The organism is Microbulbifer sp. NBRC 101763, assembly GCF_040371615.1.
Lineage (GTDB): Bacteria > Pseudomonadota > Gammaproteobacteria > Pseudomonadales > Cellvibrionaceae > Microbulbifer > Microbulbifer variabilis.
Map to the genome: position 1 here is coordinate 1 of NZ_BAABQV010000003.1, position 14,850 is coordinate 14,850.

Annotated in this window: 13 protein-coding genes; 5 read left to right on the forward strand and 8 right to left on the reverse strand. The window is 47.2% G+C overall.

Translation table 11 applies throughout. The features are described 5' to 3' along the window. From ABWV76_RS08130 to ABWV76_RS08150, 5 genes are all read left to right on the forward strand, one after another. The coding region (locus ABWV76_RS08130; protein ID WP_502914787.1) for a bacteriophage T4 gp5 trimerization domain-containing protein at positions 1-455 on the forward strand (455 nt) is incomplete at its 5' end. Between the two features lie 16 nt (positions 456-471). Next, on the forward strand, positions 472-1,050 hold the full coding sequence (locus ABWV76_RS08135; protein WP_020413591.1) for a DUF6931 family protein: 579 nt from the start codon (positions 472-474) through the stop codon (positions 1,048-1,050). A 2-nt stretch (positions 1,051-1,052) separates the two neighbouring features. Next, positions 1,053-1,346: a PAAR domain-containing protein gene (locus tag ABWV76_RS08140; protein ID WP_020413592.1), complete on the forward strand. Its 294-nt coding sequence runs from the start codon at positions 1,053-1,055 to the stop codon at positions 1,344-1,346. A gap of 580 nt (positions 1,347-1,926) precedes the next feature. After that, on the forward strand, positions 1,927-2,331 hold the full coding sequence (locus ABWV76_RS08145; protein WP_353375728.1) for a DUF6795 domain-containing protein: 405 nt from the start codon (positions 1,927-1,929) through the stop codon (positions 2,329-2,331). Between the two features lie 21 nt (positions 2,332-2,352). Further along, positions 2,353-3,507, forward strand: a complete 1,155-nt coding sequence (locus tag ABWV76_RS08150; protein ID WP_020413594.1) for a lipase family protein — start codon at positions 2,353-2,355, stop codon at positions 3,505-3,507. A 97-nt stretch (positions 3,508-3,604) separates the two neighbouring features. Here ABWV76_RS08150 and tssH read toward each other — a convergent pair whose 3' ends face one another. From tssH to tssA, 8 genes are all read right to left on the reverse strand, one after another. Beyond that, positions 3,605-6,274, reverse strand: a complete 2,670-nt coding sequence (gene tssH, locus ABWV76_RS08155) for a type VI secretion system ATPase TssH (RefSeq protein WP_020413595.1) — start codon at positions 6,272-6,274, stop codon at positions 3,605-3,607. Between the two features lie 39 nt (positions 6,275-6,313). Then, on the reverse strand, positions 6,314-7,444 hold the full coding sequence (gene tssG / locus ABWV76_RS08160) for a type VI secretion system baseplate subunit TssG (protein ID WP_020413596.1): 1,131 nt from the start codon (positions 7,442-7,444) through the stop codon (positions 6,314-6,316). Then, the gene (gene tssF, locus ABWV76_RS08165; RefSeq protein WP_020413597.1) at positions 7,408-9,237 is read right to left on the reverse strand and encodes a type VI secretion system baseplate subunit TssF; all 1,830 of its coding nucleotides are present in this window, start codon (positions 9,235-9,237) and stop codon (positions 7,408-7,410) included. Before tssF ends, tssG begins: the two co-directional genes overlap by 37 nt. Then, positions 9,237-9,710: a type VI secretion system baseplate subunit TssE gene (gene tssE / locus ABWV76_RS08170; protein WP_020413598.1), complete on the reverse strand. Its 474-nt coding sequence runs from the start codon at positions 9,708-9,710 to the stop codon at positions 9,237-9,239. Before tssE ends, tssF begins: the two co-directional genes overlap by 1 nt. 4 nt (positions 9,711-9,714) lie before the next feature. Then, a complete protein-coding gene (tssC, locus tag ABWV76_RS08175; protein ID WP_020413599.1) occupies positions 9,715-11,202 on the reverse strand; it encodes a type VI secretion system contractile sheath large subunit in 1,488 nt (495 codons plus the stop codon). A gap of 132 nt (positions 11,203-11,334) precedes the next feature. Beyond that, positions 11,335-12,822, reverse strand: a complete 1,488-nt coding sequence (tssC, locus tag ABWV76_RS08180) for a type VI secretion system contractile sheath large subunit (protein WP_020413600.1) — start codon at positions 12,820-12,822, stop codon at positions 11,335-11,337. Then, the gene (tssB, locus tag ABWV76_RS08185) at positions 12,819-13,340 is read right to left on the reverse strand and encodes a type VI secretion system contractile sheath small subunit (RefSeq protein WP_020413601.1); all 522 of its coding nucleotides are present in this window, start codon (positions 13,338-13,340) and stop codon (positions 12,819-12,821) included. Before tssB ends, tssC (ABWV76_RS08180) begins: the two co-directional genes overlap by 4 nt. A 45-nt stretch (positions 13,341-13,385) precedes the next feature. After that, on the reverse strand, positions 13,386-14,690 hold the full coding sequence (gene tssA, locus ABWV76_RS08190) for a type VI secretion system protein TssA (RefSeq protein WP_353375729.1): 1,305 nt from the start codon (positions 14,688-14,690) through the stop codon (positions 13,386-13,388). Positions 14,691-14,850: the final 160 nt, after the last annotated feature.

Sequence of the window (14,850 nt, forward strand, 5' to 3'; positions counted from 1 at the left end):
ATGACAAAGGTGGCAACGAAGAAATCTATATGGAAGCCGGTAAGGATCACAACTTTGTTATCCATAATGACCAAACTGGCAAAATAGAAAACAAGCAAACTCTGGAAGTTAAACAGGATCGTAGCATCACCGTAACTGATGGTAGCGAAGTGGTCACCATTGCCAAAGGTGACCAAAAATTGAATGTGGATAAAGGAAACCAGACTGTCACGATTGGTTCAGGCAATCACACACTCAAGATTAGCAAAGGCTCGCAAACCACAGATGCTATGGGGGCTATCAAAATATCCTCAAAAGCTTCAATTGAATTAAAGGTTGGGGGCAGTAGTATTAAGCTAACCCCAGCGGGAATCACCATCAAAGGTACAATGCTTTCCTGCAAGGGAGATGCTACAGCTGAAGTTAAAGGCGGCGGCATGCTTACCCTGAAAGGCGGCGTGACTATGATCAACTGATGGGGATTAACTAAGAATGACTGACCTGATCAAAGTACAAGCACTTACCGCGGCGGAGCTGCTAAAAAATTTTGAGGTGAGTGAAGAAGCGGAAGAGCACCTGGTGCCCGATACTGCGCCCGAGGTCAGCATTAACCAACTGGTTGACGCGGGTCTTTACCCCGATGCGATCAAATTATTGGCACATGGGCTCCCCAAACGGGAAGCTGTTTGGTGGGCCTGTCTCGCAGCTCGGGATATTCAAAGCCCAGAAACTGATGAAGACAATGTAAATGCATTAGTCGCTGCGGAAAGCTGGGCCAAAAAGCCCAGCGAAGAGACTCGGTTAAAGTGCAAAACCCTGGGCGATAAAACCAAGCACAAAACCCCAGCGAGCTGGGCTGCTACAGCAGCGAGTTGGTGCCATGGAAGTCTGGCGGCGGAAGGTGAGCCTGTAGTTGAGCCGCCAGAACATCTTTATGCACACGCCGTCGCTGGTAGTGTCACTCTCGCTGCAGTTTTATCTGATCCAGTGGATCCCGGCAAAAGATTCGCAAGATACATGAATCAAGGGTTGGATCTGGCTCGTGGCGGTAATGGCAGGATAGAGGACTAAATATGGGCAAGCCGGCTTCACGAATTACGGATATGCATGTCTGTCCGATGGTGACAGGTACTGTACCTCACGTCGGCGGGCCGATCCTCAGCCCAGGTGCTCCAACGGTCATTATCGGCGGAATGCCCTCAGCTACGGTTGGCAGTGCCTGTACCTGTGTAGGACCACCAGATACTGTAGCTATGGGCAGCACTACCGTACTGCTGCAAAAGAAGCCTGCTGCCCGCATGGGAGATACAACTGGCCATGGCGGCAAGATTGTAATCGGATGCCCCACAGTACTGATCGGTGGCTAAATAATATTCCACCTATGGCGCCTTGTATATAAACAATAGATTGTCTGAGCAAATAATAAAGAACCTACCGTTGTTTAGACAAACAAGCGATTATTTATCTTAAAATAATCTGGTGACAGTAACGAAAAATTGGGCTACGTACAAAAAACAAGTAGCCTCTTTATTTTTTAGCCTGATATCCATTAGCTTCAAAGCTAATTAGCTGCATATAAATTTATATATTCTTATCCACTCAGGATGAAGTGCAAATATTAGCTTCAGGTCTTTTCTTGCACTTCATAGAATACAGCCCTGCAGCTACAATTGGATAAATAGTTCTTAGAAAACAAAGGCTAACTTGTCATAGATAATATTAAAAATTACGCTTTAGTTAGCGCATGCACCCATGGCACTCATCCACAGGCAGCGTCAAATAGAACCAGGCAAGATGAAAAAACCTTGTCAGCTTTAAAATTATAAATCTAAAAATTCAGCCCATAAATCCTAACATGAAAAACTTACTCTTATGCACAATAAAATATTGCCCCTCAAAATCACATTAATTTTACTTCTTCTATCTATTTCAGGAGGAACTTACGGAATGGCATTTTTAAACCCGCTAAAAGCATGCACATTTTCAGAAATGAAAATCCGACTCACCTTAAATGGTGAACCTGCCGTAGGCGCAAAAATTATTCGCACGATTGACTGGAAAGATGAGCAAATTGACCTCTTTACTTCAGATGAAGACGGAAATGTTGATCTTCCTGCAAAATTTGAAAATTCATTTACTCAGGTGCTACCTGTAGAGTTTATTTCCTCACAAAGCATAAACGTAGAATATGAAAATAATAACTATTTAATTTGGATTTATGCAAAAAGAAATCCTGGTGAAAACTCAGAAATGAACGGTGACCCAATTAATCTATCGTGTGAACTCTCTGACGAGCCAAAAACAGAAAGAAAGTTCAAGTCAGCGGTAAAGACTTCTTGCAAATTTATTTAACCATAAAAAGGATTCAAAATAATGCTCACACCACAATATAGTGCTCAGCTTGCTGCAGATATTTACTTAATCAAGAAACCTAATGACCAAGAGATTTTCTTTGATCTATACAAAGATGACTTTGACATAAAAGAAAACCTCCCCAATAAAATACAAGGGAAAACAGGTGCTTTTACTCTAATAAAAAGTACTCACGCAATGGGCATCGCGACATGTGGTAAAGATAACTTTAAAGGGCAGGCTTTTGTAGCTCTGAAAGGAACTGCCAGCGGTTACGACCTATTAACAGATCTAAATGCAGGTATTAAACGATTCCATACTGGCGGGTCAGTACATCAGGGCTTCTACTATACTTTTGAAAGTTTCTTTCCCCAGCTAGAAAATTTTTCTCAAAATCTTCCATCTAACATACATACAATACACTGCGTTGGACATAGCCTGGGTGGGGCTCTAGCGACTCTAGCTGCAGATTGGCTCTCCTCTAACACAGGAAAAACTGTAAAACTCTACACCTATGGGAGCCCCAGGGTTGGACTTGATCAATTCTCCAATAATTGTAAACGCCGATTAACTCCTCACAATATCTACCGAGTTTATCATCGAGCCGATGCTGTTCCTATGGTGCCTACTTGGCCATTTGTTCATGTACCGAGCGGTGGAATAGGAGATTTTGAACTACCAAGCCCAAGCTATAGTCCTCTTACTAATCATAGCAGCGAAACCTATATTGACTCTGTCGCACCGAATGAAACGAGTCTAGATTGGGATACTGTTAGACAAAGAAAGCCTAAAGGTAATTTGGATAAAAGTATCGAAGCCTGGCTTAAATCAGATGGTATTCTCTCATTATCCATGAATACCGCTTGGATTGCAGGAGAGGCGTTACTCTGGGTCTTAAAGAAGATCGGTCATTTGGCTGGAATCTCTTTGGTTGTCGCAGGAAGTACAACATTTACCATCTTAGACAGGTTGGCAATATTCCTACATAACGCCTACCAAGTAAGTAAAGATATTTCCTTCTGGGTAATGCGGCTAATACGTAGATTTGCTCAGTTAATCGGTATGACTATTGTGGAAGGAGTTGACATCACGGTCTCATTTATACGCATGGTGTTCTTACGTATGCATCGGGCTATCTCTGACTTAGTAATGAGAGCAGGAAGAATGATTCATTAATCTGACTTAGCAGAAGTAACTATAGCAATATGGCATTAAGTGGTACCCAGCCCAGTAGTGCAATCCAGTTGACTCCACTACTGGGCTAGTTTTCTGATTATTCTACGTTATAGGCAAAGTCACCTTCTTCAGTCGCGGAAACTTTAATTACCTTAACTTCTTCACCTTTCGCCATCTTATCCAGGCACTCACTAGCCAATTCAGGTAACAGAGTTTTATTTAAGATCACCTCAATATTACGGGCGCCAGTATCAGCTTCATGACATCGTGCTACGATATTGATAAGTACATCCTCATCATATGAGAAAGATGCTCCGTAGTGCTCACGCACTCGTTTCTCAATCTTGCGCATATTGATTTTACAAATCTCAACCAGATCCTCATCATCCAGCGGGTAGTAGGCAACTACATTAGCCCGGCCGAGGAAAGCCGGCTTGAATTTCTGTAACAGATGAGGACGGATATTATCCAACAATACATCCGGTTCAGGCTTTTCCTCAACTTGGTTAAAGATAGCTCTGATAGCGTCTTCACCAGCGTTTGAAGTCATGATAATAACTGTGTTCTTAAAGTCGATATCACGACCTTCACCATCCTTAATCGTGCCTTTATCAAACAAATTGTAGAAAATATCCTGCACACCCGGATGGGCTTTTTCCATTTCATCTAGCAGGATTACTGAATAAGGCTTGCGTCGTGCAGCTTCAGTGAGCACACCACCTTCTCCGTAACCAACATACCCTGGTGGAGAGCCCAGAAGCATGGAAACTTTATGCTCTTCCTTGAACTCAGCCATATTAATTGTGGTAATACTTTGCTCACCGCCAAATAGCTCATCCGCTAAAGCCAACGCAGTTTCGGTTTTACCCACACCACTGGTACCGCAGAACATAAATACCCCGACAGGCTTACGGGGATCAGTCAACCCAGCACGGGAGGTACGGATTGCCTGGGCAACGGCTTCAATTGCGTGTGGCTGTCCTATGACACGCTTATTCAGCCGGTCGGCCAGTGTCTTCACTGCAACAATTTCATCGCTCACCATTTTGCCTACCGGGATTCCAGTCCAGTTGGCAACTACCGCAGCTATTGCCTGCTCGTCCACCGCAGGCTGCATGAGTGGTGTATCTCCCTGGATCGCCTCCAGATCAGAGATAAGAACTTTAAGTTGTTCTTGGTAGTCTGCCAACAAGGCAGCATCGGGAGTCTCTTCACTATTACCACCCTGAGTTTTTACAAACTCAGCGTCAATCAGATCACGCAGTTTCTGAATCTGCTCAATCAGCTCATTTTCCTGAGTAAGTTGCTGCTCCAGAGAGGCCTGGCGCTGCTCTTCAGCTTGCTTAAACTCTCTCAATTCAGCCAATTGCTCTTCGTGCTCACCCATTGCCGCATTTTCACGTTCCAACTTGGCCAGAGTGGTAGTAGTGCGATTAATATTAATCCGAGCATCTTCAATTGCCCCCGGTGTAGCCGACTGACTCAAAGCCACCCGAGCACAGGCGGTGTCTAACAGACTTACCGACTTATCGGGAAGCTGGCGGCCGGGAATGTAGCGATGGGACAATTTCACTGATGCGATAACTGCTTCATCCAGAATACGCACCTTGTGATGCTGTTCCAGGGAAGTAGCAATACCACGCATCATATCAATAGCATTGTTTTCATCTGGCTCTTCCACTTTTACCACTTGGAAGCGTCTGGTGAGGGCTGGGTCGCGCTCGAAATATTTTTTGTATTCCGCCCATGTCGTTGCAGCGAGAGTACGCAATTCCCCCCTGGCCAACGCAGGCTTCAGCAAGTTAGCCGCATCACCCTGTCCTTCCTTACCACCAGCACCAATCATGGTGTGGGCTTCATCAATAAATAAAATTATTGGCGTAGCTGAAGCGCGTACTTCTTCGATAACCGATTTCAAGCGATTCTCGAACTCGCCCTTTACGCTGGCGCCCGCCTGTAACAGGCCGAGGTCGAGTGTACGTACAGCGACACCACGCAATGGCTCTGGTACATCACCACTGGCAATGCGTAATGCAAACCCTTCCACGACGGCGGTTTTGCCAACACCGGCTTCGCCGGTAAGAATTGGGTTATTTTGTCGGCGACGGGTTAGGATATCGATACACTGGCGAATCTCTTCATCTCGGCCGAGTACAGGATCGATCTCACCCTTTTTGGCTCTTTCGGTGAGGTTAATAGTGTACTTGTCCAACGCCGGCGCCTTGCTGGCCGCTGCGGCCACCGCAGCAGCTCCATCACTACTGGCTGCCGCAGCTCCTACATGGCTGGATTCTCCGCTCTGACCAAACATCGCTCTAGCTGTTTCACGGACAGATTCCGGGGCTATATTCTTGAGTTCGGGACAAGACTCTAGGATTTGTCGGCGGGAAGTTTCTTCCAATAATAGCGCCGCCAGGAAATGCCCGGAACTGATAGCACGATGGCCATAGTCAATTGAAGCAAGCATCCAGGCATTTTTACCTGCCTCTACAATAGTCGGAGACAGCGCCGGTGGGCGGCTGCTTCCGGAACGGAACCCAGCAATTGCCGTTGCCAACTGTTTGGCGAAATTGGCTGGGTTACAATCATGTTTTTCCAGCAGGTGATACAGGTCTGTATCAGACTGGTCCAACAATTTGAGTAGCCAGTGCTCTAACTCTACATTGTACTGGTTCTGTGCCAAACACAAGCCGGCAGCCCCCTCAAGAGAGTCACGCATGTGCGGTGTCATGGTATCCACTAACCGCTTCAGATCAATATTAATCACGGCGTAAAGGTCCTTTTAAAAATTATTGTTAAATATTACTTATGCTGCTGGTAAAGCTTCATCGGGTGATAAATTTTCAGCACTTAGCGTAATCTGCACTGGATCTACAGCTTCCTGCTCACTGGCCATATGAGTATTCCATCCTAGCAGGGGCTCATGTTCAGATTTCCGATTTAACTGTACCGGTGACACTTGCTTGGAAGGCAGTGATACGGAAAGTTCAAAATCCATTTCAATACCTGCGCTAAACTTAATAAACGCTTTTAATGCTTCCAATTTCTGGGTTCCAGGAGCAATTGTCATAAATTGCTCATAGGCCATTGGTTCTATAATCACCCGGAATTTATTCTGTGCCTGGAAGCAATGAGTCCCCAGGATCGTGTTGGTACCAAGGCAATTATTCACCCCATCAGGAGCCTCATCACACGGGAGTCTACAGAGAATATCTTTGGGTAGCGCATCCCATTGCCCCTGGAACTGCTCAATACTCACGATAAGATTAAAGTAGTGCTTGATCATACTGGTCAGAGCTGCCGCAGAGCATCGCTCCTGACCAAGGTGGCCGGCCATTCCCAACATTGCCTCATCAGGTATAGGCATCCGGTAACGCATTTCACTCGTGCCGAGTCCAGCCAGGGAAGCAATAGCTTGGGTGAAAAGATCAGGTTCACGCTCAGTGCGCAGGCGCTGCCGTTCATAATTCACTGGAAGTTGATATTTGTACCAAGCTTGGTAGAGCAGTGACACATGACGATGATTGAACATATCGAGAAAATCACGCAGAGCCGTGTTATTTTCCCTCAGCTCTTTTTGCACAAGCTCAGTCAGGTAGTAAGGCATAACCCCCTGACTACCGATCAAACCGGTAAACCCAACCTCCATATGCCATTGGCTGACATCGGCGTCCTGCCCTTGTGCCCCAACGGATTGTTTTTTCTCAAGGCGTAGAACGTCTGACCCAACAAATGAAAGCCCCGATTGAGCGCTAAAACGAACCAATTCTTTGGATGGTGGTGCGGCTCCGGCAATAGGCTCTTTACAGAACCCGCCATCCGACATTGACACTGCCCGCTCTACCAGACGTACAGCCTGAAAAAAGTCGAAATTGTAGGGTTCTCGGCGCAGCCGCTCTATTACAGTAAAGCTTTTTCGCCGGCGCGAGGTGGCCATCTCTTCAAGTCTCCATCTCTGCCACTCATAGTGGCAATCAATTTGGTAAATGAATTAATAGAGCAATAGAGTCCTAAAAAGCGCTCAATAATACTGGCAAACAAGAGTGGGCTAGTACCAGTAAGCATCATAGAATCGAGTTCTATTTCCACTTCAGTACCCCGGCACAAAACTACACTCTGATCGATCTGTATCGGTGCGGTAACAGGCTTGGTTTGCAACTTAAGCAACGACTCAATTAAGTTGCGTGTGCTGGCAGAATCGCGAAAATCATATAGCCTGAATATCTCCTTGAGCGCGTCACAACCCTGATCACCTGATAGTGAAAGATGATTCAAATTCAGGTGCGAAATTAATCGCCAGAAACCACGCTCTCTTCTCGGAGGTCTCAATGTCGCTGTTGGCGCAACCACACTGGAAATACGACTGGCTGGAACATCTCCATCCACCACCTCTAGATAAGGTTGCGAATTTCCACTGGGTAGTTTTTTTGGCAAATTGCGATTACAGCAAGTTAGCTTGATATCCAGCGTCTGGTCACTGATTCTGTGTGGATTAAAATCGAGATCTACCAGGCTGATATCAACCTCTGAAGCCTGTTCATTGCGATGCTCACCTTCAATAACATCTCTGCGCTGGCTGTACCAGAATGCCGATTGCTCCGCATGATGCTGACTATGCTTAATGCCATAAAATGGTCGGTAATTGGTCGTTTCTCCATCACCATCTGTCGCAGCGACCTCGTCAATGGAATAAATCTCCAAGCCATCACTGCGGCGAGCATCGGGCACAATATGATAATTATATTGAGTGTGACTCAAGGGGATTGGATCAGCACTCTGACTAAATAAGTTGATTACCGGAGTGCAGCCAAGGGCAAACATACTGGGAACCAGTTGTTTTTCCAATTCTTCATGGGTTTCAGAAAGATAGAAATAGAGATTTAGTGTATCACCATAGCTCTCATTCAGAGCATTCTGCAAATTGGCAATATCCAGAAATAGGAATTTTTCTGGAAAAGCAAAATATTCTGTCAGTAGCCGATAGCCAATAAATGCTGTATCGGGGTAAGGCAACAATCCCTGATCTTCGTCCAGCCCTACCTGTTTGATATCATCAGGAGATAGAAATGTTGGTTTAGGGTCACTCTCACCATTGGCTACTACCAACTTTACACACTTTGTCAGCAACAAATCGTAAAGAGCATATACGTGCGTAGCTTGACCGCGCAGGAAAAAACGCAAATTTTCCGGTGTCATTTCCGCAAAACTTAAATCCGGGCTCAAAGCTTTTAAGGACAATTTAAGAACCGCATTTGCCCCCTGGATATCATTACAACCAGGTGCAATAAAGGGCCTGGGCATCAGACTAGCGCTCACGGGCTGAAATGGACTGATATCTACCGGATAATTAGTAGTAAAGCGGCAGGTCTGTCCTTGAAAGCTTTCACTTTCCAATAAAGTACCAGCTGCCACCGGAGTGATAGCATCGAGATCTGCATCCGGCTCAAACTGTACAATAGCGCAGGAGGGAATTGGCCTTAGATAATGCGGATAAAGGGTTTCCAGCATAGCATCTGTCAGCTCGGGAAAATCATCGCTGAGTTTCTGCTGTACCCTCGCATTCATATAAGCGAAACCCGATAACAAGCGTCCCACGAGAGGATCGTCAACTGTTTCCGCATCCAATTGTAATCGCGAGGCCGCTGCGGGATGCATCCGAGCAAATTCAGCAGAAGTTTGCTGAATAAAGGCTAATTCGCGCTCATAGAGATCGATTAATTTTTCACTCATTACATAATCTCAGACACGTCTACCAGTTGGGTCACAGGGTTCAGGGCCGAATCAAACACAATCACTTCTGCCGCCGGGTTCACATGCAATACAGCTTCGACTCGAAAACGAATACTCGGATCCTCTACATCAACCTTTTCCTGGGTTGTGACTTTTACCGAGCGAATTCTTGGCTCAAAATTTAGGATTGTTTTTTCTATATCCCGGCAAAACTGTTTCCTGCTGCCCAATGAAGATAAATTTACTGTGGATAAATCCGGGAGACCATAATTAATATTAGAGTGCTCAAGATTATCCAGTCCATCAGGAGCAGAAATACAGCGATAGCGCGTATTAAATAGGTACTCGAGATCGCGTCGCACTCCCTCACGTAATTGCCTCAGAACCTGATGGGATTGATGTATATCCATTCTGCTAGAAGAATCCAGCAGTCTGTCCAGAACCGGTGCCAGCAGGCGCTTTTCCTTTGCCATAAACCTAAGTGCCTCCTACACCTATGGTCGCCAAGGCCGTAGTCAGCTTCAGTTCAGAAACCAAATGATCAACGGTATAATGACTTTTCAAGTGGATAACACTTTGATAGCTACCTGCCTTGCCAGGCTCATCAACCACCCTGACTCGTGCCTCGCGCAATGGATAGCGCGCAAGCATCTCCCACGAAAGATCGTCACGGCCAGTGGTATAACGATCGAGCCACTGTTGTAACTGGCGTTCACAGTCAGCGGCATTCATATAGGCACCAACCTTATCCCTGATCATTACCTTGATATAATGTGCAAAGCGGGACGCACAAAGAATCTGCTGTAACATGGAACTGATACGCGCATTCGCTGTGGCGGCTTTCGAGGTGTATTGCTTAGCCTTTTGTAGAGACGGCACACTATTAAATGCGCTGTAAGGGGTATCATAACAGTGGCTCAAGCAGGCAAATCCCAGCTCAGACAAATCCCTTTCCGCAAAATCTGTAACCAGAATCGAGGTGGACATACGCACCATCGAAGGATTGCTATCCGGTCTATAGGGTATTTTCGGCAACTGGGTTACCAGACCGCCACCCAGGTGATCGCGGGCTACGCCACGAATATGGGAAAACCATCCCACCTCACTAAATTCACGCAGCAGCACGGCGCCTAAGGCAAAACAGGCATTACCCCATAAATAGTGTCGGTTGTGAGAGGCATTAACCTGCTCCTGAAATCGCAATCCACGATAGCGGGAAAATTCAACACTGTAAGGCTCGCGCATTAGTACATGCGGCAGGGTAACCGCAACAAAGCGGCTATCTTCCAGGTCGCGCAAACTATTCCAGCGAATATACTCTTTCTGGCGAAAAACTTCGGAAAACTGGATTGGTTTTGCAAGGTCATCGAAATGATCAATACCAAAGAGATACGGAGTGGCGGCACAAATGAAAGGAGCAAAAGCAGCTGCTGCCGTATGCGCTATCCCCTGCAGTGTAAATACGTCATCGTAGGGGTGATCCGGCATTGGTCGATGGCAGATATAGTAATCGCCCAGTAGTAGGCCAAATGGCTCACCACCCGGAGTGCCGAACTCCTCGTTATAGATTAGGTGGAAAAGACCGGACTGATCAAAATCCGGAGCTCTTTCCATATCTTTGCTCAAATCCCGCCAGTTGGCATCCAGTAATTTGATCTTAATATTGTCCGAGTGCGGCGTATTAAAAACCAGCATGGACAAACCACGCCAACTTGCTTCGAGTTGTTGGAAGCGAGGGTGATGAATGATCCGATTTACCTGATCACAAATAAGCTCATCCAGCTCCATAATCACGCGGCTGAGATACTGGCGAACAGAAAAATTATCCTTCTTTGAGCAGGGACAAATTTCAGTTAGCCAATATTCAAAGGCAAACAGATCATCCGGCTCACTTAAAAAGCGCCGAAGTTCGCGCTGCTCTCCCTTGGCCAACTTTTCCGGTAGTACGTCTACGTGATCTTCCATTATCTGGTCATGTGTTGCGCAAGGCACCGGAAAACTCCCACAAGCATTGTTCCTGAGAGACTCGACAGAATCCTGGCCTTGAGCAAGGCCCTTTGAAGAGGTGGCCCGCCTCAAACAGGCGGGCCTGTGGCATTATCCAGCGGACGGGATATTCGCCACCATACGCATGGATGTAGTCAGCTCTTCCATCTGCAGCCAAGGCTTCAAATAAGCAACCGCACTGTAACAGCCAGGCTGTCCTGGAATTTCCTTCACTTCCACACGGGCCTCAGAGAGCGGGTACTTCGCTTTCATTTCCGGGCTCGCATCCGGATTTGAGTTGGTGTATTGGGAAATCCACTTGTTCAACCAGCGCTCACAGTCACTGGCTTCCATGAAAGAACCCACCTTGTCCCGAGCCATTACTTTCAGGTAATGGGCGATACGAGAAGTGGCCATCAGATAAGGTAAACGCGCGGAAATAGCTGCGTTTGCAGTTGCATCCGGGTCATCATAAGTCTTGGCTTTCTGTGCGCTCTGGGAACCGAAAAATACGGAATAGTCAGTATTTTTATAATGGCACAGCGGCAGGAAGCCCTGAGCACTGAGTTCCGCTTCACGGCGGTCGGTAATACCGATTTCAGTAGGGCATTTCTGGTCAAGATCGCCGTCATCACTTTTAAACACGTGTGAGGGCAGACCTTCCACCTTACCACCACCCTCTGCACCGCGAATTGCAGTACACCAGGAGTTTTCAGCGAAAGCTTTGGTCATGGTGGTACCCATAACATAAGAAGCATTCATCCAGCAGTACTGGTCGTGCTCAGCCGGACGGGAAACACCGGACTCATCAACTTCAAACTCCTCAAAATCAAAAGCTTCGATGGGCTTGGTATTGGCGCCATAAGGGGTACGAGCCAGGGTGCGCGGCATCACCAAAGTCACGAAACGGGAATCATCACTGTCGCGGAAGCTACGCCACTTAATGTATTCAGCTGACTCAAAAATACCGCCGAGATCGCGGGGCTTGGACAGCTCAGTGTAATCATCAAAACCAAACATACCGGCGCCGGCAGCGGAAATAAACGGACAGAAGCCCGCTGCAGCAACATTCGACATCTTGCTCAGCAGCTCGATATCTTCTGGGTGGCTGGTAAATTCGAAATCACCAATCATGCAGCCATAAGGCTCACCACCAGCGGTGCCAAACTCTTCTTCATAGATTTTCTTAAAGGTCTGGCTCTGGTCAAACTCAACAGCTTTGTCCAGGTCACGGAACAGTTCACGCTTGCTCAGATTGAGCATGCGGATCTTCATTGTCGCCCCGGTTTCAGAGTTCATCACCAAGTGGTTGAGCCCACGCCAGGAGCCTTCCAGCTTTTGGAATTTTTCATCGTGCAGGATTGCGGACAGCTGCTTGGACATAGCCTGGTCAATCGCGCTAACCGCAGTTTTAATGGTCTGAGTCAGGTTGCGATCCCAGGTAACGGTACCTTTTAGGACCTGTTCAGTGAGGTTTGCAATCAGGTCTTGCGCTTCTTGAGGCTCAGTTTGCTTAGTTGCGGCAATCGCCTGGTCCAACAGGCTGGAAGATTGTTCCTCAGCTTCGCTTTCCGCTACATTTTCTACTTCTGTGCTCATTCTGAGTCCTCTCCTTTATCCTTGTTCAGGCCCAGCTGCTCGGAAATAGCGCCTACGTTTTCCGTGCTCTTCAGAATATCTTCCAGAACTTTCTCCAGCTCTTCTGAACGGTCAGCCTTGCTCAAAAGGTCACGCAATTTACTGCGCGCCTCCAAAAGCTGCTTGAGCGGCTCAACCTGATCCACAATCTGCTCTGGGGAGAAGTCGTCCATTTGTCTGAAATCGAGATCCACGGCCATTTTACTGCCGTCACCTGACAGGGTGTTCTCCACCTGTAGGTTCAACTTCGGGTTTACCTTGGTCATTACATCGTTGAAATTGTCACGATCGATTTGAACGAATTTACGATCTTTCAACGCCTTGCGATTTTCAGTGTTATCACCTGAATAATCGCCCATAACGCCCGCCACGAAAGGAAGCTCCTTTTTGACTTCTGCGCCATTAGTTTCAACATCATAAGTAATATGTACACGCGGCTTGCGCACACGCTTTAGTTTATTGTGGATGCTTTCAGACATCTCAGGTCTCCTTTCCTAGATTTAGGGACTGCTGTTCTCAATTAACTACCAACCTGTGCTGGCTTCTTCTTGTGGTTGACTGCCCCAAGCATCATCGGAAGCAGGCGCTGGCTCAGAAGTGGCAGGCGCAGGCTCAGATGCAGCCGGTGCAGACGAAGGGGTGCTGCTCGATACTGGTGGCGCGACGTAGCGCTGAGTATCGGTGCCATCCAGGCGCACTCCTGTGAGCTGGGAATAGAGTGCTCGGGACTGCTCATCCGGCAGCAACTCTGTCATCAATTCTGAAACCGTCATACGCCCCCAGCCAATCAGTCGTTCCAGACCTGGTGCCAGCGGAGTATGGGGCTCGTAAGTCCTGAAATACTTGGCGGCCTGCTCTAACAGGCGAAGTGCATCCTCACGCGAGGACACAGGCCCTGTAGGTACCGCGATAGCATTGGCCACCAATGTGGCCGCAACATTTGGGACAGCATCATCTGAGACAGCCTCAGCTGATGCTGACTCATCACCTTGGGTCGTTGTTGCTTCAGCCTGAGCCGCTATCGATTCCAACTGGGTTTTATAAATAAATCTGGCTGTGCGCAGCACTTCATCCAAAAGAGAGGAAATATTGGTCGAGGGAGGGGCATCATGGCCGCAACTCTTACGCAGCACATCATTAATATTTTTGTAGTGAGCAATGCTGGACTCTATTGTCTCAATCAGGTTCTGAGCCCACTCATTACTCGCACTGTTCACACACTGATTGACGTCCTCAAAACTATAACCCAAAGTTTCAATTCGTGCGGCTTTAGCATCGTCATCAGCAATGCGATCAGCATCTCGCGCCTGCTGGTGCTGGAAGAAGGAGAAATCTCCGTAGTCTCCTTCGGGAGTGACCGGTGCACTGCGGATCGGCATCATTAGAGTGCCATCGCCGCCATCACCGTTGAGGCCTGTCAGGGGGGCAACTTTTGTCTCAATGCCATCCTCATCCGGCAACGGGAATAAGCCATCCCAAAATTCTTCTATAAGCTGGTCTATCAATTGGAAACCGTCGCGCAGCCCAGTAAAGCCATGCAGCCGGATAAGTGCCTCGGTATACCAACTGGCCACCTCCAGATCCTTACCTTTCTTGGTAAGAATCTTTTCGGCAGATTTAGCTACATCACGCCAGGGCGCCAGAAGATCAGCATCTGTTTCATCGAACATAGCCGAGCGCTCAGCAGCCCGGGCGCTATTGCGCGCATCCTTGATGGAGTAGTAATCCGAGGTTGGAGAGCGATCCTCTCGGATATCCTCTCCGACGGGGCTGTCCGAGGTGATTGGAGCAATGAGTTCTTCGATATTTATTGTATTTGGGAATGCCATGAAAATAAGTCCCTTCTACCGAAACAATTCCTTCAATAAGAATCTCGAGAAGAGTACACGTTGTAAAGATCTAATCAAGGCAAATGACACGATGAGCCAACATTACCCTAAAAAAAGTGCATGAAGCACAAAGCTGTGCAAATTATTTTTGTTAAATTTT